Annotated in this window: 18 protein-coding genes; 13 read left to right on the top strand and 5 right to left on the bottom strand. The window is 50.4% G+C overall.

What is annotated here, in order from left to right; all coding sequences use genetic code 11:
* Positions 1-9: 9 nt before the first annotated feature.
* Both HNQ57_RS11260 and HNQ57_RS11255 read left to right on the top strand, forming a co-directional pair.
* The gene (locus tag HNQ57_RS11260; RefSeq protein WP_221301679.1) at positions 10-831 is read left to right on the top strand and encodes an SDR family NAD(P)-dependent oxidoreductase; all 822 of its coding nucleotides are present in this window, start codon (positions 10-12) and stop codon (positions 829-831) included.
* 13 nt (positions 832-844) lie between these two features.
* Complete coding sequence (locus HNQ57_RS11255; protein WP_184463049.1) at positions 845-1615, top strand: glucose 1-dehydrogenase; 771 nt, start codon at positions 845-847, stop codon at positions 1613-1615.
* 84 nt (positions 1616-1699) lie between these two features.
* Here the strand turns inward: HNQ57_RS11255 and HNQ57_RS11250 are convergent, their stop codons facing one another.
* The gene (locus HNQ57_RS11250) at positions 1700-1984 is read right to left on the bottom strand and encodes a hypothetical protein (RefSeq protein WP_184463047.1); all 285 of its coding nucleotides are present in this window, start codon (positions 1982-1984) and stop codon (positions 1700-1702) included.
* 29 nt (positions 1985-2013) lie between these two features.
* Complete coding sequence (gene rapA / locus HNQ57_RS11245) at positions 2014-4911, bottom strand: RNA polymerase-associated protein RapA (RefSeq protein ID WP_184463045.1); 2898 nt, start codon at positions 4909-4911, stop codon at positions 2014-2016.
* A gap of 267 nt (positions 4912-5178) precedes the next feature.
* Between rapA and HNQ57_RS17880 the strand changes: the two genes are divergently transcribed.
* Both HNQ57_RS17880 and HNQ57_RS11240 read left to right on the top strand, forming a co-directional pair.
* Positions 5179-6096, top strand: a complete 918-nt coding sequence (locus HNQ57_RS17880) for an SLC5/6 family protein (protein ID WP_244966181.1) — start codon at positions 5179-5181, stop codon at positions 6094-6096.
* Entirely contained in the window at positions 6083-8677 is a 2595-nt protein-coding gene (locus tag HNQ57_RS11240; protein WP_244966180.1) for a hybrid sensor histidine kinase/response regulator, read from the top strand. Before HNQ57_RS17880 ends, HNQ57_RS11240 begins: the two co-directional genes overlap by 14 nt.
* 5 nt (positions 8678-8682) lie before the next feature.
* Here the strand turns inward: HNQ57_RS11240 and HNQ57_RS11235 are convergent, their stop codons facing one another.
* Positions 8683-9336, bottom strand: a complete 654-nt coding sequence (locus HNQ57_RS11235; protein WP_184463043.1) for a response regulator — start codon at positions 9334-9336, stop codon at positions 8683-8685.
* A gap of 249 nt (positions 9337-9585) precedes the next feature.
* Between HNQ57_RS11235 and HNQ57_RS11230 the strand changes: the two genes are divergently transcribed.
* The 5 genes from HNQ57_RS11230 to HNQ57_RS11210 all read left to right on the top strand — a co-directional run bounded on the left by HNQ57_RS11230 (position 9586) and on the right by HNQ57_RS11210 (position 14078).
* Positions 9586-10944 (top strand): DcaP family trimeric outer membrane transporter, encoded by a 1359-nt coding sequence (locus tag HNQ57_RS11230; protein WP_221301678.1) that lies wholly within the window; start codon positions 9586-9588, stop codon positions 10942-10944.
* An 88-nt stretch (positions 10945-11032) separates the two neighbouring features.
* The gene (locus HNQ57_RS11225) at positions 11033-11299 is read left to right on the top strand and encodes a DUF4212 domain-containing protein (RefSeq protein ID WP_184463041.1); all 267 of its coding nucleotides are present in this window, start codon (positions 11033-11035) and stop codon (positions 11297-11299) included.
* Positions 11300-11308: 9 nt separating this feature from the next.
* Positions 11309-13015 carry a sodium:solute symporter family protein gene (locus HNQ57_RS11220; protein ID WP_184463574.1) on the top strand — a complete coding sequence of 569 codons (1707 nt, stop codon included), beginning with the start codon at positions 11309-11311 and terminating at the stop codon, positions 13013-13015.
* A gap of 149 nt (positions 13016-13164) precedes the next feature.
* Positions 13165-13677, top strand: coding sequence for a PaaI family thioesterase (locus tag HNQ57_RS11215; protein WP_184463039.1), 513 nt, complete (start codon positions 13165-13167; stop codon positions 13675-13677).
* Positions 13678-13679: 2 nt separating this feature from the next.
* On the top strand, positions 13680-14078 hold the full coding sequence (locus HNQ57_RS11210; protein WP_184463037.1) for a PaaI family thioesterase: 399 nt from the start codon (positions 13680-13682) through the stop codon (positions 14076-14078).
* 43 nt (positions 14079-14121) lie between these two features.
* Here HNQ57_RS11210 and HNQ57_RS11205 read toward each other — a convergent pair whose 3' ends face one another.
* The gene (locus HNQ57_RS11205) at positions 14122-15144 is read right to left on the bottom strand and encodes an AraC family transcriptional regulator (protein WP_184463035.1); all 1023 of its coding nucleotides are present in this window, start codon (positions 15142-15144) and stop codon (positions 14122-14124) included.
* Between the two features lie 254 nt (positions 15145-15398).
* Positions 15399-15833, bottom strand: a complete 435-nt coding sequence (locus HNQ57_RS11200) for a hypothetical protein (protein ID WP_184463033.1) — start codon at positions 15831-15833, stop codon at positions 15399-15401.
* A gap of 141 nt (positions 15834-15974) precedes the next feature.
* Between HNQ57_RS11200 and HNQ57_RS11195 the strand changes: the two genes are divergently transcribed.
* The 4 genes from HNQ57_RS11195 to HNQ57_RS11180 all read left to right on the top strand — a co-directional run bounded on the left by HNQ57_RS11195 (position 15975) and on the right by HNQ57_RS11180 (position 20574).
* The gene (locus tag HNQ57_RS11195; RefSeq protein ID WP_226968335.1) at positions 15975-18494 is read left to right on the top strand and encodes a TonB-dependent receptor; all 2520 of its coding nucleotides are present in this window, start codon (positions 15975-15977) and stop codon (positions 18492-18494) included.
* A 120-nt stretch (positions 18495-18614) separates the two neighbouring features.
* The gene (locus HNQ57_RS11190; protein WP_184463031.1) at positions 18615-18935 is read left to right on the top strand and encodes a 2Fe-2S iron-sulfur cluster-binding protein; all 321 of its coding nucleotides are present in this window, start codon (positions 18615-18617) and stop codon (positions 18933-18935) included.
* Positions 18936-18989: 54 nt separating this feature from the next.
* Positions 18990-20369, top strand: coding sequence for a cytochrome P450 (locus HNQ57_RS11185; RefSeq protein WP_184463029.1), 1380 nt, complete (start codon positions 18990-18992; stop codon positions 20367-20369).
* Positions 20370-20430: 61 nt separating this feature from the next.
* Positions 20431-20574 (top strand): hypothetical protein, encoded by a 144-nt coding sequence (locus HNQ57_RS11180; RefSeq protein WP_184463027.1) that lies wholly within the window; start codon positions 20431-20433, stop codon positions 20572-20574.
* The last annotated feature ends 85 nt before the right edge of the window (positions 20575-20659 follow it).

The raw sequence follows: 20659 nt of genomic DNA, 5'->3' as shown, positions 1-20659 counted from the left end.
GACACAGTTATGAGTAACAAGCTTGGTGTGTTTGGCTTAGAGGGCAAGGTCGCGGTTGTCACTGGCGCGGGCGCAGGGATTGGCGAGGCTTGTGCGCGAATGTTTGCACAGGCCGGTGCGGCGGTAATGCTCAGCGATATTAATGTAGAGGCCTGCGAGCGCATTGCGGCTGAACTCAACGCCGAGGGCTTACAGGCGAAAGCCATACGTTTAGATGTTACCAGCGAAGCTGATTGGGAGGCGTTAAAAATCGCCCTGGAAGGCTGGAAAAATCGCTGGGATATTTTGCTCAATAATGCCGGTATTTATATTGGCGGCATGCTTGAAAACAACACTGTTGCCCAAGTCAGTAAAATTAACCAGATTAATATTGAGTCTGTATTTATCGGCACTCGCACTGCGGCGGAGAGCATGAAACCTGGCGGTTGCTTTGGTAGCGGCGGATCAATCATCAATTTGTCGTCAATTGCCGGCTTAGTGGGGGTGCCCGGCCACAGCATCTATGGCGCAACCAAAGGCGCAGTGCGTTCCTTGAGTAAGCACAGCGCGGTTGAGTTCGCTAAATTTGGTTATGGTGTGCGGGTTAACTCGCTGCATCCGGGGTTGATTGAAACAGCAATGGGTGACCAGGCCTTGCAAGACTTTGTCGACATTGGCGTTGTTGCCAATGTTGATGAGGCGGCGGCGCTGCTGAAGTCTGCGATGATCCCTATGGGACGGCTCGGTAATGTGCAAGACATTGCCAATGCGGCCTTATTTTTGGCGTCGGATGCCAGCTCCTATGTAACGGGAATTGAGCTAACGGTTGATGGCGGCTTTTGCGCTGCATAATCTTGGAGGTTGTATGGATTGTAACGATAAAGTGGCGTTGGTGACCGGCGCTGGCGTTGGTATTGGCGAGGCGACCTGCAAGGGCTTGGCAGCGGCAGGCGCGATTGTGGTGGTGAGTGATATTGATGAAGCCGCCGGCAATCGCGTTGCAAATGAACTCATTGCGGCGGGTCATCAGGCCGTGTTTATGCGCTTAGATGTTTGCGATGAATCCCGGTGGCATAGAGTGGTTAGTGACATTGTTGCGCGCTTTGGCCGCTTGCAAATACTCATTAATAACGCCGGTATCGCCAATATCTGTGGCATTGAAGATGAAACCCTCGAGGGCTGGCGTAAAACCAATACCATCAATAACGACGCGGTTTTCCTGGGTACTCGCGAAGCAATTCGGGTAATGAAAGCATCGGGCGGCAGCATTGTTAATATTTCATCAATAGAAGGTATCGTCGGCGACCCAATGCTACCGGCTTACAACGCCAGCAAAGGTGCGGTGCGCGCGTTCACCAAATCGGTGGCTTTGTACTGTGCCGATAAAGACTACGGCATACGCGTTAATTCTGTGCATCCTGGCTATGTGGCAACACCGCTGGTGAGCGGTGCACTGTCGCGCCTAAGCACGAGCGATGCCGAGGCATTCGCCCAGCGTGTAGTCGCGAGTATCCCAATGGGACGCATGGCCGAAGCAGCTGAAATTGCCAAGGGTATTGTATTTCTAGCGTCAGATGATGCGAGCTATATGACAGGGTCGGAATTGATTATGGATGGGGGGTATACGGCGCGTTGATTTGAAGTGGTATTAGACGCAAAAGCACAGCTTATTGAAAAAGGGGCTTTTGCGTCGTTTAACATTTGGTAAAGGTACTTCTAATCAGTGCGCGCTAAACGCCTGCACGCAATAACCCTTGGCGAGGGCTTCGATTATCTGGGGATCTTTTGCTAGCGCCGGATTGTCTGGGATATGGGCATTGTCGATGAGTTTGCGTTTTTCAATCTCAACCTTGGTGAAGCCCTCGGCCATGACAAATAACTTAGCTAGATTCTCTGCACCGAACATGTCTTTGAAATCGATATAAACAATAAACGGTGCTGATTCGCCAGCGGTGAATTCACCGTGGCTAGTTTTGGCGATGGCATTAATAGAAAACAAATACATATTTTCTCCAGCGTTAAATAGGCGTGCGTTTATTGGCTAACAATAGCAAGGCGCAGCGCCGACATATTGAGTTGCATTGCTGCTAGGGCATCTTTGCCTAGTAGTGTTTCTGCGTCAAAGCTTTCCAGTTCAGCGGGGCTGATGTGGGGATTGCGATTCATTAATGCTTGCAGACGTTGACGCTCGGCGCTGCGATCTTTACCGTAATTGTCTAGAGCAGTGCTGATCCACTCTTTGGCGGCGGCTTCGGCCAGTGCTTCTACATTCGGCAGCATGGCGGTTAAGCTGGGGCGCACTTCTCTGAGCAAGGCGGGCATGACTGTCTTTTTAATGCCTTGGGCGAGCTGGTTTAATTTTTTATGAGCAACACTGGCGGTGAGGTTGCGCTGCTGGTGGTCGACCACGAGGCGGAAACTCTGGGCCGGTAAGTAGCGGGGCAGTTGCAACCACGGCGGCGCTTGTAGGGCCGGGCTGTACAGCGCTTCTAATAATAGGGTGCCGGCTTTTAAGCCTTTAACGGCGATGGTGCAAACGGTGGCGCTGCCAAAGTCGCTGGACATAATGAGGTCCATACCACCGCTAATCAGCGGATGTTCCCAGCTGAAGTAGGCCATGTCTTCGCGGCTTAGTGCGCGGTCGCGGTCGAAGGTGCCGGTAATGCCGTCTTCTGGCAAATGCGGGAATGCCTCGGTAATCATGTGGTCGCCGGGGCGCAAAATCACGGCATTGTCGCTGTGGTCTTCGTGCACTAAACCAAATTGGTCAGAGAGAATATTCACATACTCGGCGAGGCTGTCGCTGCGCTGCTCGGTTTCTAATGAGCTAATTAACTCGGCTGCGCGCGCTGGGTTGCAGGAGTTTAATTCCAGCAAGCGGTTGCGACCATTGCGCAGGCTAATCTGTAGTTCTTCTGACTTGCTCGCGGCGCGACTAATTAGCTCAGCGAAGGCGTCATTGCGGGTGGTGCCAGCAAGAGCGTCGAGAAGCTCGCGGCCAAACTCTAACATTAGGGCGTTGCCGACGGTGCAGGGCTGGCTAAAGATGGCCAGTGCATCGCGATACCAGCTCAGTAATTTATCTTGGCCGCTGCCTTGGTAATAGGGTACATGCAGATTAACGTCGCCGAGTTGGCCGATGCGATCTAAGCGGCCAATGCGCTGTTCTAGCAAGTCTGGATTAAGCGGCAGGTCGAATAAGATCAAATGCTGGGCGAACTGGAAGTTGCGGCCTTCGCTGCCAATTTCTGAACAGATCAGCACTTGGGCGCCGTCTTCGGGGTCGGCAAAATAGGCGGCGGCGCGATCGCGCTCAATGAGGCTAAGATCTTCAATGAAGAGTGCGCTGGCGATGCCGCGGCGGACTCGCAGTTGTAATTCCAAGTCTTGGGCGGTGTTCTTGCCGCTGCAAATCAGTAGGACTTTGTCGTCGGGGTGTTGCAGCAAGAATTTCTCTACCCAGCTTACGCGGGGGTCGAGTTTAATCCATGCATCCCCCAATAAGAGCTCCGGGTGCAGTGCCGACTCTTCGTCGACGAGGCCGAGTGCAGCTTGGTATTCTGCTGGTGCGTCGAGGGGGTGTTCATGTAAGACGCGCTGTGGAAAACCGCCTACCGATGCGCGAGTATTACGGAATAACATGCGGCCGGTGCCGAAGCGGTCAAGCAGGTCGCGCACTACTTTTTCAATCGTGTCGGTGTCGGCATGACTTGCTAGGGCGGCGAGTTGCTTTGGCTCGAGCAGTTCGCTGAGTTTCGCGGTGAAGCCAGCGTCGGCCAATGATTCGGCGGGGCTGTCGAGCAAGCCTTGAATTAGCTCGCTAATGCCCTCGTATTGATTTTGCTCAGCGCGAAACGCCTCTAAACTTGGGTAGCGCGCCGGGTCGAGCAAGCGCAACCGGGCGAAGTGGCCGTCGATACCGGCATTTTCTGGGGTTGCAGTCAGCAGCAGTACGCTGGGTATCTCGGCGCTGAGGCGTTCGACCAATTGGTATTCGGCGGAGCTGCTGCCGTCTTCCTGCCAGTGCAGGTGGTGGGCTTCGTCAACCACGAGTACGTCCCAACCGGCTTCCATGAGCTGGCCTTGGCGGCGATCGTGGGAGCTGATCCAGCTCAGCGGGCAAATGACCAGCTGGGCTTCTTCAAAGGGGTTCTCTTCTTTTTCTTTGGACTCTTCTTCGTCAAAGAATATGCTGCTTGGGTCGTCTTCGTACTGGTCAATTTGCTGGCAGCGGGCTTCATTGAAAATACTAAATTTCAGGTTGAAGCGGCGCAACATCTCGACCAGCCACTGGTGTACCAGGCTGTCTGGTAGCAGTATTAGTACGCGCTTGGCGCGCTCCAACAGCAGAAGCTGGTGAATAATGAGGCCCGCTTCGATGGTTTTACCCAAACCCACTTCATCGGCGAGCAATACCCGCGGCGCGGCGCGGCTGGCAACTTCTGCGGCGATGTACAGCTGATGGGGTAGAAGTTGAACTCGGGGACCGAGCAAGCCCAAGGTGCTGGCGGCTTTGCAGGTATTTTGCTGTTCTAGCGTAGCGGCGCGAAGTTCAAAGCGGCGGTGGTGTTCAACTTGACCCGCCAGTAGGCGTTCTTTGGCATTGCTGAGCTTGATGTTGGCGCTCAGAATTTGCTCAGGCACGGGATGAATGTCACCGTTTTCGTCTTTCGCAAAATACACAAAGCAGCCGCTGTGTTCTTGCAGCTCGGTGACGACAAGACGGCCTTGCCCCGGTACGTCTATATCATCACCAACTTGGAATAGCACTCTGGACAGCGGGGCAGCGGCAGCCGCGTAGGTGCGCTCTTCTTCTGCCGCGGGAAACGCGATAATGACACGACGATTTTGCGCTTCTAGAATAATGCCCAAACCTAGGTCGGGCTCCGGGTTGCTAATCCAGCGTTGGCCAGCGATAAAAATAGTAGACATATATTTTGGGTACGGCTTGATGTATTGAGTGTGTTCAGGGGGCTTGCACAGGTGCAATGGCCCTGATTTCTGGAGAGCGAATGTTACGCATCAGTGGCAGTAAGGGAAAGGTTTAATACTGTAAATCTCACCAAGTGCGGGTCTTGCGCGGTGCTTTTTTGCCTTTGTGGCGATATGTCGACTATTGTCCAATACCGCTGGCGCCGCGCTGGGCTAGACTGTGGGGGTTCGCAAACATATCGTCGTTTTCCGGCGTAGAGAGGGCAGGTGCTGGCAAACCAGTGGGTTGTGTTACTGGCGTTTAGTTACGTCGGTTGTTTGTTTTTAATCGCGTGGTGGGCTGACCGGCATACCCAGCGCTCGTCGTTGCTGCGTGCCCTGGTGTATAGCTTGTCGCTGGCGGTGTACTGCAGTTCTTGGACCTTTTTTGGCGCAGTTGGCCAGGCGGTTAATGACGGCTGGTCATTTGTCCCAATTTACCTTGGGCCTATTTTGCTGTTTATTTTGGCGTGGCCGTTTATTCGCCGCCTGTCGGTAGTGAGCACCCGCAATAGAGTGACCTCGATTGCTGACTTCATTGGTTCCCGCTATGGCAAACACCAGTTTCTTGCCGCCTTGGTGACATTTATTGCGGTGGTTGGCAGCTTGCCTTATATCGCCCTGCAATTAAAAGCCGTGACTCAAGCCTGGTTGACGGTGCAGCGCCTGTGGCAACCCAGTTTAATTGAAAATCACAGCAGCACCAGTTTTATAGCCGCCTTAATTTTAGTGGTTTTTACGGTGGCGTTTGGCACCCGGGTAGTGGATAAGCGCCACCGCCACCGGGGCTTGATGGCCGCGATAGCGGTTGAGTCTGTGGTTAAACTCATTGCTTTTCTTGCGGTTGGGGTGTTTGCGATCAGCTTGGTATTTGGCGCAGAGGCGAAGGACCTTGTCCTTGATTACGGCCAATTAGGGGGCTGGCCAGAGCCGATTAATTTTATCACTCAGCTGGTGTTGGCGGCGGCGGCAATTGTGTGTCTGCCAAGGCAATTTCACGTGATGGTAGTCGAACATCATAGCCGTCGGGATATGCGCCTTGCCCGTTGGATATTCCCCGCCTACCTCGCGCTGTTTTGTATCATGATCGCGCCAATAGCGGTACTCGGGCAGTCGCTATTAGGGGGGGGGCTTGTCGCCTTATAGTGGCAGCGCCGATATGTTTGTGGTGACCGCGCCGCTGGCAGCAGGCAGTAATAGCTTGGCTGTAGTGGCAATGCTGGGTGGTTTGTCAGCCGCAACGGGCATGGTGATAGTGGCCTGTGTGACCTTGTCGGTGATGATTTGTAATGAATGGATGGTGCCACTTTGGCAGTTTTTTAATCGCGCCCACAGTATTAATGCTAAGTGGCTGCAAAAGGCGCGTCGCGCCGCAATAGCAGCGGTGTTGCTCGCGGCGTGGTTTTTGGAGCAGCAGCTGAATAATCGCGCGGGCTTGGCGTCACTCGGGCTATTGTCATTTGCCGCCGCAGCGCAATTACTGCCGGCTATCATTGCGGCTTTGTATTGGCCGAGGGCGCATTCCCGCGGTGTGATCACTGGCTTGTTTGTGGGTGGCGCGCTGTGGTTTTACTGCTTGTTGCTACCGGCCTTGGTGGGGCCTTTACACCCCTTGCTGGCGGAGGGCTTGTTGGGTTCGCAGTGGTTGCGGCCGGAGGCGTTATTCGGGGTAGATTTCCTCGATCCACTGAGTCACGGCGTGTTTTGGAGCTTACTGCTTAACTGCCTGAGTTTTGCGTTGGTGTCGGGGTTTAGCCGGTTTCGGGCGATTGAATTGCGTCAGGCGCGGGCCTTTACCCAATTGCAGCGGGATTGGGCCTACCAAAAAGCCGATTTTGCCCTGACTAAAATTGAAAGCTGGCAATTGCAACGCATGCTAACGCCGCTATTAGGGCGCGAGCGCAGTCAGCAATTATGGCAGCGTTTTGAGCATCGCCTGGGGCAGCGCTTATTGCCGAATGATCCGGTGCCGAGCTTTGTTGTGAAGGAAGTTGAGTCGGCACTGGCGGCGATAGTGGGTGCCGTGTCGGCGCACCGCACCTTGGATTTGTTACAACGTAAGAAGCCTTTAGAGCTAGATGAGTTTGTGCTTCTCATTGGCGATAGCTCTAAACAACTGCAGTTTGGCCAAGATTTGCTGCAAATTACCCTTGAGACCGTTCCTCAGGGCATTAGCGTGGTCGACGCTAATTTGGACTTAGTGGCGTGGAATAGCCGTTATATGGAGTTATTTGGGTTTCCGGAACGCTTACTGTATATCGGTTGCCCCATTTCGCGGGTTTATCAATTCAATGCTGAGCGGGGCTATTTGCAAAATGCCGATACCGATGTGGATGCCGCTATTGCTCGGCGCTTGGCGCTACTCAGCGACGGCAAATCCTATCGGTTAGAGCGGAGTTTGCCCAATGGCTTGGTGATTGAAATATGCGGAACGCCAATGGCCAACGGCGGCTATGTAACGACCTACACCGATATAAGCGAATATCGCCGCATGTTCAATGAACTGGATGAAACCAAAAATCAGTTAGAGCGACGAGTAGTTGAGCGCACCGCCGCATTGAGCGCCGCGAATGACTCGCTGGCCCATGAGAATCAGGCGCGGGCCAAAATTGAACGGGAATTAAATACCGTTTACGCCAGTAAAAGCCGTTTTCTGGCGGCGGCCAGTCACGATTTATTGCAGCCGATTAGTGCGGCGCGCTTGTTTACTGCGGCATTGGCCCACCGCACTGCGGCGACTGAGTTGGCTGCGGAGGTGGGGCATATTGACGCGGCCTTGACCGGCGCCGAGAACCTGATTACCTCGCTGCGGGAAGTCGCCCGTTTAGACTCGGGAAATATACGGTTAGATCGCCGCGACTTTTGTTTAAGAGACCTGCTTGAGCCATTAGCGCGGGAGTGCGGCCTACTTGCCGAGCAAAATGGCTTGGCTCTGCATTTTAGACCGAGCAATGTGTGGGTTTACAGTGATCAGCAATTATTGCGGCGGGTTGTGCAAAACTTCCTGTCTAACGCCCTGCTCTATACCCGAACTGGCCGTGTGTTGCTGGGGTGTCGGCGCAGTGGCGATAGTGTCTTAATTCAGGTTTGGGATACGGGGCCAGGTATATCGGCGCTGGATCAGCAGCGGGTGTTTGATGAGTTTGAACGCGGTCAGCGTGTCGACCACAATGATGCTGAAACGGGCCTTGGTCTCGGGCTTTCTATTGTGCAACGAATTAGTCGCTTGCTGGGCCATGAAGTGTCGCTGGACTCTATTGAGGGTCACGGCAGTGTATTTGCTATCCGAGTGCCACTGGGCCAGCGGCAGGAGCGCCGTTTTATTGCTGATTCGCCTAACTTGCAATCGGAATTGGCGGGAATCAGTGTGCTGTGTATCGACAATGAAGTCGCTATTCGCGCGGGTATGCATGCCTTGCTCAGCCAGTGGGGGTGCAAGGTGTTTACCGGCGCCAATCTCGGTGAGGTCTTGGCGCAGTGGCGCTTAGATACGGCACCGGATATTGTTTTGGCGGACTTTCATTTGGATGGCGGCGAAACCGGCTTGGAGTTGCTGCAGGCACTGAATTATCACTGGCATACCCGTTTGCCCGCAGTGGTGATCAGTGCAGATAACAGTGCTGAAATACGTGGCCAAGTTGAGGATAGTGGCTATCAGCTTTTGGCTAAACCAGTAAAGCCTGCGGCACTGCGCGGGCTAATACGTCAATTGGTGTTGCGTGCATAGGTCGCTTAGGGAAGGTCTGGCGGGCTGACATCTAATTGGCTGAATGCCAGTGCCGCTTGGGTGCGAGAATGAACACCGAGCTTGCGAAAAATTTCAGTGACGTGGGCTTTTATGGTCGCTTCGGTGATGTCGAGCTCATAGGCAATTTGCTTGTTGAGCAGGCCTTGCACTAATAGGCTGGCTACGCGGAATTGCTGAGGCGTGAGGCTGGCAATATCGCGGGCCATTTTTTGCTCTTTGCTATTTTGCCCGGTTTGAAATTGAATCCCTTCAGGTAGCCAGCGGTCGCCACTAAGCACGGCGTTAATCGCGAGACTTATTGTTTCAGCTTGACTGCTTTTGGGTAAAAAGCCGGCGGCGCCGTGGTCAATGGCGCGGCACATGACCTCAGGACTTTCACTGGCCGAGACCACTAATACGGGGATTTCAGGGTAGTGGGCTTGCAGGTGTATCAGGCCGCTAAAGCCCTGTGCGTCTGGCATATGTAAATCGAGTAAGATTAGGTCGCTACTCGTGTCAGTCGCTAAAACAGTTTGTAACTCTGTAATAGATGCTACTTCAACGACAAGGCAGTTCTCAAAACTAATGGTGAGGCTTGCTTTAAGTGCCGTGCGAAACAAGGGGTGATCGTCGGCAATGATAAATCGTAGTGTGTCCATCTGATGCCTTTTTTATTTAAATACTGTGGCACAGTGTATAGAAAAATGCCCCGCATTGCAGGGCAAAGACCCGTAGGAATAAGTTCACTATCTCAGCTTTAAGGCGCCGCTAAAATTAGACTTTGGTCTAGGGTCGCGGTGAATGGGCTTGCGCTTAGACTTTGGTCTAGGCATGACTAAAGGCTAATACCACTGGTGTCGCTGTGAGCCTATAAATTTCGTGTCATTTCCGATACGAGAGAGTTCACTGTGATAAAGAATAAAAAATTGACTCTGGCTAACTTGACGGGCCGAACGTCGAAATCGAGCTTGATTGCGTGTTTTATTTTTGCAGCGCTACCCTTGCCGGTTGTCGCTGGAGCGGCCACGTCTGAGGCACTGCATCTAGAAACATTGGTGCAGCGAGTTGCTCGCTTAGAGCAAGCACTCGCTGAAAAAGAGCTGTCGTCCAGTGTGAAACAGACTAAAGGCGCTACCGAATATGCCTTTGGCGGGTATATCAAACTGGATGCCATTGCCAGCGAATATAGCGATGGCGAACGGGCCTTGGCGGGGGTGGGGGATGATTTTCTCGTCGCCTCAGTGATTCCGGTGGGGGGGGAGTCTGGCGACACCCATCTTGATATGCATGCCAAGCATTCGCGCATTTGGTTTAAAACCACTACTGCTACCGAGCTTGGCACCGTGGGCAGTTATATTGAGATGGATTTTGGCGTGAATCAAATTGGCGATGAGCGCATAAGCAACTCCGCCGCGTCGCGTATTCGACACGCTTATTTGAACTGGCAGTACGATGCCGACAGTTCAATACTGGCTGGCCAGACGTGGAGCACTTTTTTTAACGTGGGCAGTTTACCGGATACCCTCGATTTTGTTGGTCCCGTGGGTACCTTGTTTGAGCGTCAGGCGCAATTGCGCTGGACCCGTGCGCTGAGCGCTACAAGCTCGCTGATGCTGGCAGTGGAAAATCCCTCTAGTGGTTTGTACGGTGAAGACAGCTCCGGGGCAGGTGCGAGTGCCTATGATAATAATGCCCTGCCCGATACGGTGCTACGCTATAACGCAAAGTCAGGTAATTTTAGCTACAGCCTTGCGGGTTTGCTACGGGAAGTCGCCTACAAGCAAAGCTTCACAAACAGTCAAGCACAGGCGATAAAGGGTGACGACACTGGGTATGGTTACGGCTTGAGTTTTGCGGGTGTTTGGCAATTAGGTGCGGACGATATTCGACTACAGCTCAATGCCGGTAATGCCTTGGGTCGTTATCTCGGTTTACAGACCTACCGCGACGGTATGATTGAGGATAACGGTGATATCGAATTAATCGACACCGTGGGCGGCTATATCGCCTACCGGCATTTTTGGGCGCCAAAATGGCGTAGTAGTTTGGTGTTGTCGGCCAGCGCTGCAGACAACTCCGATACGCTTGCAGCCACTACGGCAGCCTCTTATCAAAGTGCCCATGCCAATCTCATTTATGCGCCAATCGCAGCGCTTAATTTTGGTGTTGAATATATTCGCGCGACTAAAACCAACGAGCGACCGGTGAATGGTGACGATAGCGGCGATGTTGATCGTCTACAATTTAGTGCGAAATACACGTTCTAAAGGCTGCTCGACTAAGGTCGAATGGTGAGTGAACGAATTAGCTGCAATGCTTTGGTTATAAGACGAAATAAAACAGGAGAACACAATAATGGCATTTCATTCGAAAGAACTGGCGAAAGCCTATTGGCGAGAAAACGTGAAGCTCTTACTCAGCTTGCTCTTTGTGTGGGCGCTAGTGTCGTTTGGCTTTGGAATTGTGTTCGTTGACGCGCTTAACCAAATCCATTTTTTTGGCTTTAAATTGGGGTTTTGGTTTGCTCAGCAGGGATCGATATACACCTTTGTGGTACTGATTTTTGTGTACGTATACAAAATGAATCGCCTCGACGAAAAATACGATGTCCAAGAAGACTAGGGGTGAATGATGGATATTAGAATTTGGACATTTTTAATTGTTGGTTTGAGTTTTGTGCTGTATATCGCCATTGCGATTTACTGTCGGGCGGGTACCACCAAAGAATTTTACGTTGCCGGGGGTGGTGTTCATCCTGTTGTTAACGGCATGGCGACGGCAGCGGACTGGATGAGTGCGGCCTCATTTATATCAATGGCCGGTCTTATTTCATTTATGGGCTATGACGGCGCAGTCTATTTAATGGGCTGGACCGGTGGCTATGTCTTGTTAGCGCTCTGCCTAGCGCCGTATCTGCGTAAGTTTGGAAAATTTACCGTGCCGGACTTTATTGGTGACCGCTATTACTCGCAAACGGCCCGCACTGTCGCGGTGGTCTGCGCGATCTTTGTGTCCTTCACTTATGTGGCGGGGCAGATGCGAGGGGTCGGGGTAGTGTTCAGTCGCTTTCTGGAGGTAGATATTACCACTGGTGTGATATTGGGCATGGCCATTGTGTTTTTTTACGCCGTATTGGGTGGTATGAAGGGCATCACCTACACCCAAGTCGCTCAGTACTGTGTGTTGATGATGGCCTATTTAGTGCCAGCCATTTTTATCTCGATCATGATTACCGGTCATGTGATTCCCCAGTTTGGCTTTGGCGCAACCTTGGCAGACGGTTCGGGGGTGCATTTGCTTGATAGGCTCGATGGCTTGTCGGCGGAGCTGGGCTTTGCGGCCTATACCAGTGGCACCAAGTCGACGATGGATGTTCTGTTTATCACTGCTGCACTGATGGTAGGCACCGCGGGATTGCCCCACGTGATTGTGCGTTTCTTCACGGTTCCTAAAGTAAAAGATGCGCGTAAATCTGCGGGTTGGGCGCTGATCTTTATCGCCGTGTTGTATACCACTGCACCTGCGGTTGCCGGCTTCGCACGTCTGAATATGATTAATACCATCAACGGTGCGGATAGTCAGGGCACCGAATACAGCGAAGCGCCGATGTGGGTAACCAACTGGGAAAAAACTGGTTTGATCGGTTGGGAAGACAAAAACGACGATGGCCGTATGTTCTACTCTGGCGATGACCGGAATGAGATGCATATTGACCGGGATATTATGGTCTTGGCCAATCCTGAAATTGCCAATCTGCCAGCCTGGGTTATTGCCCTCGTTGCGGCGGGTGGCGTTGCCGCAGCCTTGTCGACCTCCGCGGGTTTGCTTTTGGTCATCTCAACCTCGATCTCCCACGATTTGCTGAAGCGCAATTTGATGCCGAATATTTCGGACAAATTAGAACTTCGTTACGCGAGGGGGGCGGCGGCAGTTGCCGTGTGCATCGCCGGGTATTTGGGGATTAATCCGCCGGGATTTGTGGCGCAGGTGGTGGCCTTTGCCTTTGGCTTGGCGGCATCGAGCTTTTTCCCGGCGATTATTCTTGGCATTTTTTATAAGCGCATGAATAAGTACGGGGCAATCTCCGGCATGGTCAGTGGCATGGTGTTTACAGCGACTTACATTGTCTATTTTAAGTTCATCAACCCTGCCGCGAGTGTGCCTGAAAACTGGTGGTTTGGCGTGTCGCCAGAAGGCATTGGCACCATGGGGATGTTGGTTAACTTTGCGGTTGCCGCTGTGGTATGTCATTTGACCCCTGCACCGCCGCAGGATGTTCAAGATATGGTAGAGAGCATTCGTTACCCCCAAGGAGCGGGTGACGCGCAAGTGCATTAAATTTCATTACCGTGTTCCACCGCCGCTGCCGATTTTCGGTAGCGGCTTTTTTTTACCTTATGGTGTCTTCACCCTTTTATGCGCTAACTTGGTAAAATGCAGCGCTGCAGCCTTTTGTGATAGGCAGCACAGGTATTGTGAGGTAAGTAATGGCATTGGATTTTGAAGAGCTCCTTCGCTTTGTTGATACCGTGTTAACGGGCAACGATGGCGATCATTTTACGACCTTAGGGATTCGCCCAGAGTATGTAGAGCGCCATCGGGTTGGCATGTCTATGCCATACAGCGAAGCATTGATTGGTGATCCAGATACGGGTGTTATTCACGGTGGTGCCGTTACCGCATTGTTGGACACTTGTTGTGGCTTTGCCGCCGCGACGGCATTGGATGATTTAGCCATGACCCCGACCATTGATTTGCGTATAGACTATATGCGCGCAGCGACGCCCGGGTTAACGGTGTATGCCGATGCTGAGGTTTACCGGGTCAGCGAGAGCGTGATCTTTGCTCGTGCTGTCGCTCATCATGGTGACCCGGAACATGCAATTGCGGCTGCGGTGGGCAACTTTTTTCGCATGGAGCTAGAGATGTTTACAGATATGCGCCGAGACTTTCGCGCCGCCCAAGCCTTGAAAATGAGCCACGTTAAAGGGGGTGAGTGATAATGACTGACGCGGAGTTTCAGCAGCGGATCAGCCAGGTTCCCTATGCGCGCACCCTTGGTATTCAAATTGGCGGAGAGGATGCTTGCTTTTTACTCCCAGTAAAAAAAAGCAACATCGGTAATCCAACGCTGCCAGCCTTGCATGGCGGGGCTATTGCTGGCTTTATGGAGTTGTCGGCAATGATCCACATCTTGCAGCACAGCAAAAATGACAAGATTCCAAAGGTCGTCGATTTTGCGGTGGACTATGTGCGAGCAGGCAAGTACGTGGCTACACATTCGCGCTGCAAGTTGGTTTATCTTGGCAGGCGTATGATTAACGAGAGCGTGAGTGCCTGGCAGGAGGATGAAACTGCGCCCATAGCGATGGCAAGGGCGCAGTTTTTAGTCAAAGAATAAGGTCGCTTTAGGATCGAAGCTGAATCTCTGGGGTGTTGCTGGCTTAATGTGAGTTTGCTAAAAGATATTGCTTGGGTGTCATATTAAACCAGCGTTTAAATGCTCTATTAAATGAGCTCTGCTCACTGTAGCCGAGTAATCCTGCAATTTGGGACATCGGGATCGAGCCTTGTGAAAGCAGGTTTTTAACTTCTGCTGTTCGCACTTCATCAACCAGTGCCTCGAACGTGTAGCCATCTACTTGTAGTTTTCGATACAGTGCGCGCTCGTGTAGGTTCATTTTCTCGGCTATTATTTTTCGAGATAATTGGCCCGTTGGAAGTAACTTTTTGATTAAGTGGCGCGCCTGCTTGCTCGGCAAAATATTTGCTTGCGTGGTGGCGTTATGTTCAGTTTCGACCATGGACAGGTAGTTCGATACCAAACCGTGTAGCTGAGCATTGTGAGAACTGAGTTGGAAATCCAAAAAATCAGTGTCAATGACCACTGCGTCTCTCGCTTGATTGAATTTTACTGGGCAGTGGAATATCGCCTCATACGTGCCCTGGTCTGCCATTCTCGCATGGCGAAAGTGCACTGCACGCGCCTTTACATGGTCATTCGTGATTAAGTGACTGATGTGATAGGTGCATGCAACTGCATGCTCGACGGCTTGGCGGCAATCGGCAATATCTAAATAGCTTAGGTCTAAGCAGACATAGCTTTGCTTGTGGTCGGCTTCGTCGAGAGATAGGGATATCGCAGGTGTAAAGTGATATAGAAACTGCCCCACACTGATTAACGCGGTTCGAACGTCACTGGCTGACAAAGCTAAAAATGCCACCGGACCAAGGATTGCTTGATCCTGCTTAAGTGCCAACTTAAGACCAATATCTGGGCAATTTAGATTAGTAGCGACTAACTCCAGTAATTCCATAAATTGGAGATAAGGGAAAAAATAGTTTTCATCTTTAACGCGTGTGTAGTCAATACCGACAGAAGTGATTAGTTTCTCTGCGTCACCATGTAGCTCTTCAATAAGCTCAGAAAATCCGTTTAGGCACCCAGTTCTTACTCGTACAGTCATTCTGCCCCATTATTATTGGCTTTTTTAGAGATCAACACATGGGCCGAGAATAGCAAGAATCCCTTAATTTGGCTATCAAGCTAGCGACGTGGGTGAGCGTACGTACTGCGATGATCGGCTACTGCACAATTTTCACCGATGTTAAGTTGCTGGGGTCGCGACATTGATTTAGTGACAGGATTAGTCGTATTTCTGCTAGCTACACTTCATCTGCATGGTATGAGGCTAGATTGCTGTGGACCCTAGCAAAGTTATTAGAGTTGGGAGTCGATAAGCCCAGCTGCTGGCGTGTCGGGCAGCATGGATTTTAGGTCGCCAAGAGTGGGGAGAAGGGCGTTCGCTACCGGCAGTCCATTTAATAGCCCTGGTATAATAAGGTTTCCTTGTAAAAGGTCACCGATAATTATGGTCTGCTCTGGGCCGTTAAGAATAAGACTGTAGCCCGTGGTAAGCGGGTTGTTGGGCAGGGCATTAAAAAGTGGGGATGAGTTTAATCCCATCATTTCTGTAGTCGAGCTTACGTTTGTGACGAGCGAGGGCAACACCATATCAACACCGCTTCCGCCGAGGGTGCTGCTGAGTACGCCAGTTAATCCTGAAATATCAGTAATCGACTGGGCATTGGACAAGATCGGTGCGGCTGATAGTGAGATGGCAAAAATTGACGTAGCGAGACTTGTTTTTAACATCTTTTTCTCCGGGTTATTTTATGTATATTTCTGTGTGTATCGAATGTGCTCTTGTGCCGAACGATGAGTTAGATTATTGCCTTATTAATTTGCATCGTATTGTCATTAGAGGACGTTTTTTTGCGGAAGGATAATAATTAGATGTGTAAAAAACTGGGACGTTTGTCGGCGTTAGCAATGGGTATTTCCTTGGCATGTGTAGGAGGGCTGCCGATATTAACGCACGCGGCACCAATGCTCGAAGAGGTAATAGTAACTGGACAAAAGAGATCTGAAAGTACCCAGGACACGCCGGTCGCTATCACCGGCATGACATCCGATTCGCTGGAGAAGTTTGGCTTTGCAAGCGCAAACGATATTTCTGCGCAAGTTCCTAATATGCAAGTAAGCGGCCCTTTTGGCGAGGTGCAGCCTATATTCGCCATTCGCGGCGTGAGTATGTCAGATTATAGCTCCAACCAAGCTAGCCCCATTGGTGTTTATTCCGATGAGTCTTATATGGGGGCGGTGTATACCCACGGTATGAATTTTTTTGACGTCGAACGTCTAGAAGTGTTGCGTGGCCCGCAGGGTACCTTGTACGGGAAGAACACTACTGGCGGTGCTATTAACATTATTACCAAAACGCCGATGATTGATGACGGGCTGCATGTAAATGCCAAACTGGGCGCCGGAAATTATGACTCTCGGGTTGGTGATTTGGGTGTTGAAGGTACGCTAATCGACGAGACATTGGCTGCACGAATTGCCTACTCTTTTTCTCGAAATACTGGCTATACCGAGAATCGCTCCGGTGGTCCCAATTTATCTTCTATTGATTTTCAGGCATTGCGGTTAACACTGAATTGGCAAATTTCTGAAAATTTGAGCAACGTACTGAAGTTAACGCATGGCCAAAATGACTCATTGGCCAATGCGTCAAGGAATGAGCCACGCGGAAACCTTAATGGTGGCGATGGCCTACTTGGTGCTGGCGGTGTCGTGACTGGTTCCGTTGCCCAAGGCGATGCCAGCAGTGGCTATATTGATAATAACGGTTATTCGGCGTCGTCTAAAAATTTGGGCCACCATGAGGTAGAAGATAATTTTACCGGCCCGCTTATTGTTAATTCGGATATGTTGGTGAACAAATTGGAATATACGGGTGAGAGCCACACGCTTACCAGTATTACCTCAATTGGGATTTCAGATTATGCTCAGCAACAGAATACCGATGGCTCACCTGAAGGCTTGCTGGAAATACGGTGGGCAGTAGATACCGAGGCGTTTAGCCAGGATTTCCGAGTTTCCAGTAATTATGATGGCATGTTTAATTTTATCGGCGGCCTATATTACGCCGAAGAAAAAATGGATATGCATAATGAATACGCAATTTATGCAACGCCGCCGGATGTTCGGGTTGCAATAACCTACCCCGGCGCTACCGGCTTTTATCCCTATTTACTCGATTATGGTCAGCTTGATCAGAAAATAATTACAGATAAGACCAGTTATGCTGGCTATACGCAGCTCCGCTTTGATGTAACTGCGGATTTTGGTATCGATTTTGGTATTCGCTACACCGTTGACGAAATTGATCTTAGTTACCTGAATATTTCTAGAGAAGGCTACGACGGCAGCCCGCGCGGCACTTATGTCCCCGGAAATACCACGCAATATGACGAGCCTTTTGTGCCGCTTAATCTCGGAGGTGATGCCGGTATTGTCGAGATTGATGTTTTTCTTGAGAACTTACTGAGTGGGCAGGTAACACTAGAAGATCTTCTAGCAACGGGACAAGTCGGTTACACACACGGCCCCTATACAACGGCCTCATCTACACCCATGTCGGCCAAAGAGCAGGAATTTACCGGTAAGCTTGGCTTTGATTATCGCTTCAGTGATGATTTTATGATGTACCTGAGTTATAGCAAGGGCTTTCGCTCAGGAAACTTTAATGGCGGCGCTTACTATCGCGAGCGCGATTTCGAAGATGCCTATGCGCGGCCTGAGTACATAGATGCCTATGAGATAGGCTTTAAATCTGATTTTTACGATCAGCGTGCGCGGGTAAATGCTGCGGCCTTTCTCTACGACTATAAAGATCAGCAATTTATCAATGTCGTCGGTGTCTCCAACTTTTTAGAAAATGCCGGTGGTTCAACTATTGCCGGCTTGGAAGCCGAGATCATGTTCGCAGCAACTGAAAAATTAATGTTGATGATGGGTATTGGTTATCTTGATACAGAGTATACCGAGCTAGAATTGTCGGATACGCAAACCCTGAATAACCCTGACGATACGATTGACCTCTCCGGTAACGAACTCATCTCTGCGCCGAAAGTAAGTGCAAATGTTTCTATTGATTACGAACTTTATAATGGCGATAGCGGGTATGTTAGCTGGAACGTCAATGCTAACTACCAAGCCAAGCAATGGTACAGCGCATATAACGATAAAGGCGGATACGAGAATATAAAACAAGATGCCTACGCGCTTGTTAATACGCGATTAACGTGGCGCGGCATTAATGAAAATTACTCGGTGTCTATCTGGGCAAAGAATTTGGCTCAAGAAGAATACGACGGCTATGCTATTAATTTACAGGCCGGATTTGGATTCGATTATTTCCAAGCAGGTCCACCACGAACTTTTGGTGTGGATGCGACGTATAAATTTTAAAAATTTAGTTTGATTATTTATTGTTAATGTCATCTTTTTAAATAATTTTTAGACGTGAAAGTAGATTGTTTGACGGGAAGTAAATAAGTCTAGCTGTCTATTTTACAACGGGAGAAAGTGATGAGCAGTATTACGTTTATTGAACACAATGGTACACAGCACGCTGTTGATTTAGAGCCTGGAAAATCATTGATGCAAATCGCCTTGGATAACGGTATTCCCGGTATAGACGCTGACTGCGGCGGTGTGTGTGCCTGTGGCACCTGTCATGTCATTGTCGATGGCGATTGCATTAAAGCCATTGGTGGTGCTACTGAGGATGAGTTGCAAATGTTAGGCCTGACGCCCGAGCGCACCGACACCTCTCGCCTAGCGTGCCAGATCATTGTATCTGATGCGATGGATGGCATGGTTGCGCGCTTACCTGAGTTTCAAATGTAAGCGGTGTCAGCTAAGAATAATAATTAACGCTTAATTTTAAAGGTTGAAATAGCGATGAAAATTGTAAGCTTAGTAGCTGAAAAAGGTGCTGAAATTGTTCCGATGCACCTTCAAATCAAAGCCGGACATATTATGTACAAGGCAAAATCTGCGCTGGGCATTTACAAGGCGTTTCCCGAATTTGTGGAAACCCCTATTCCAGAAGTGTCGACGCTGGCGATAGAAGATATTGATGTTAGTAACCCCTTTTTGTTTAGACAGAACCGTTGGGAGTCGTACTTTAAACGGCTGCGTGACGAGTGCCCAGTCCACTATCAGAAGAAAAGCGTTTTTGGCCCATTTTGGTCTATTACGCGCTACGACGATATTGTCTTTGTCGATAAACACCACGAGCTGTTCTCCGCCGAGCCGTTCATTATTATCGGCGGTACACCGAAAGAGTTGGCACTAGAGATGTTCATTGCTATGGACCCACCCAAGCACGATGTACAGCGCCAAGCGGTTCAGGGGGTTGTGGCACCGAAGAACCTTAAAGAGATGGAGGGCTTGATTCGTCGCCGAACCCAAGAGGTTTTAGATCAGCTCCCGCTGGATACGCCCTTTGACTGGGTAGAGGAGGTCTCAATTGAGCTGACGGCAAGAATGTTGGCGACCTTATTGGATTTCCCTTACGAAAAGCGCCGAAAGCTCGTTTACTGGTCTGATTTGGCGGGTGGTGGCGCCGATACTACCGGTGGTTTAGCTAATACTGACGAGTTATTCGATGGCATGAGGGATATGGCCAAGCAGTTTTCCGAGTTGTGGCGTAAGAAAGAAGCTGAAATTGCGGCGGGTGGCGATGTTGGCTTTGATCTGATTGGGATGTTGCAGAGCAATGATGACACTAAAAATCTGATTAATAAGCCATTGGAGTTTTTAGGTAACCTAGCGCTGTTAATTGTGGGAGGCAATGATACCACGCGTAATTCTATGACCGGCGGGGTGCTTGCCTTAAGTCGCTTCCCCGATGAGTTTATTAAACTGAAGAGCGATCCCAGCCTCATTCCAAATATGGTATCTGAAATTATTCGCTGGCAAACACCGCTCGCCTATATGCGCCGTATTGCGAAAACCGACGTAGAGCTCAATGGTCAGGTGATTAAGAAGGGCGACAAAGTCGTTATGTGGTATGCCTCGGGTAATCGCGACGAGCGCGCTATCGACCGGCCTGATGAGTTTCTTGTCGATCGCAAAGGGGCGCGGAATCATTTGTCCTTTGGTTTTGGTGTTCACCGGTGTATGGGTAATCGCCTAGCAGAGCTGCAGCTGCGTATTCTATGGGAAGAATTGTTGGCACGCTTTGACAAAATTGACGTCGTTGGCGAACCAGAGTACGTGCAATCTAACTTTGTGAAAGGCTATACCAAGATGATGGTTAAGCTGACGGCGAAATAGCTATTGGGCTGGTGAATAAGTCGAATATTTATAATTGCATCATCGCTTGAGTAATGTGCGGATGAGTACATTCAATTTTGATTATGGCACGGTAATGACTATGCAAGAAGATTTAGCAGCGTTAAATAAGCAGGCTTTAGGTGCTGCTATACAGCATATGGGGCGGGTGGCTTGGCCTACGGTTGCACTGACGCTGAGCCTGTAAATAATTCTGTGTAACTGCCAAGGTTAAATATAATCCGCTAAGCGGTCTTCAAATTCAATCATAAATCGATTGAGTGCTGGCTTCC

Source organism: Zhongshania antarctica, assembly GCF_014202945.1.
Classification (GTDB): Bacteria; Pseudomonadota; Gammaproteobacteria; order Pseudomonadales; family Spongiibacteraceae; genus Spongiibacter; species Spongiibacter antarcticus.
Note: the sequence above shows the minus strand (reverse complement) of the source record. Positions and strands in the feature narration are given on the sequence as shown.

Excerpts from the sequence above, each read along its gene's own strand:
- HNQ57_RS11195 (WP_226968335.1), top strand. The coding sequence starts at position 15,975 with ATGTGTAAAAAACTGGGACGTTTGTCGGCGTTAGCAATGGGTATTTCC.
- rapA (WP_184463045.1), bottom strand. The coding sequence starts at position 4,911 with ATGTCTACTATTTTTATCGCTGGCCAACGCTGGATTAGCAACCCGGAG.
- HNQ57_RS11235 (WP_184463043.1), bottom strand. The coding sequence starts at position 9,336 with ATGGACACACTACGATTTATCATTGCCGACGATCACCCCTTGTTTCGC.
- HNQ57_RS11250 (WP_184463047.1), bottom strand. The coding sequence starts at position 1,984 with ATGTATTTGTTTTCTATTAATGCCATCGCCAAAACTAGCCACGGTGAA.
- HNQ57_RS11205 (WP_184463035.1), bottom strand. The coding sequence starts at position 15,144 with ATGACTGTACGAGTAAGAACTGGGTGCCTAAACGGATTTTCTGAGCTT.
- HNQ57_RS11210 (WP_184463037.1), top strand. The coding sequence starts at position 13,680 with ATGACTGACGCGGAGTTTCAGCAGCGGATCAGCCAGGTTCCCTATGCG.
- HNQ57_RS11220 (WP_184463574.1), top strand. The coding sequence starts at position 11,309 with ATGGATATTAGAATTTGGACATTTTTAATTGTTGGTTTGAGTTTTGTG.
- HNQ57_RS11190 (WP_184463031.1), top strand. The coding sequence starts at position 18,615 with ATGAGCAGTATTACGTTTATTGAACACAATGGTACACAGCACGCTGTT.
- HNQ57_RS11260 (WP_221301679.1), top strand. The coding sequence starts at position 10 with ATGAGTAACAAGCTTGGTGTGTTTGGCTTAGAGGGCAAGGTCGCGGTT.
- HNQ57_RS11225 (WP_184463041.1), top strand. The coding sequence starts at position 11,033 with ATGGCATTTCATTCGAAAGAACTGGCGAAAGCCTATTGGCGAGAAAAC.
- HNQ57_RS11180 (WP_184463027.1), top strand. The coding sequence starts at position 20,431 with ATGAGTACATTCAATTTTGATTATGGCACGGTAATGACTATGCAAGAA.
- HNQ57_RS11215 (WP_184463039.1), top strand. The coding sequence starts at position 13,165 with ATGGCATTGGATTTTGAAGAGCTCCTTCGCTTTGTTGATACCGTGTTA.
- HNQ57_RS11200 (WP_184463033.1), bottom strand. The coding sequence starts at position 15,833 with ATGTTAAAAACAAGTCTCGCTACGTCAATTTTTGCCATCTCACTATCA.
- HNQ57_RS11185 (WP_184463029.1), top strand. The coding sequence starts at position 18,990 with ATGAAAATTGTAAGCTTAGTAGCTGAAAAAGGTGCTGAAATTGTTCCG.
- HNQ57_RS11255 (WP_184463049.1), top strand. The coding sequence starts at position 845 with ATGGATTGTAACGATAAAGTGGCGTTGGTGACCGGCGCTGGCGTTGGT.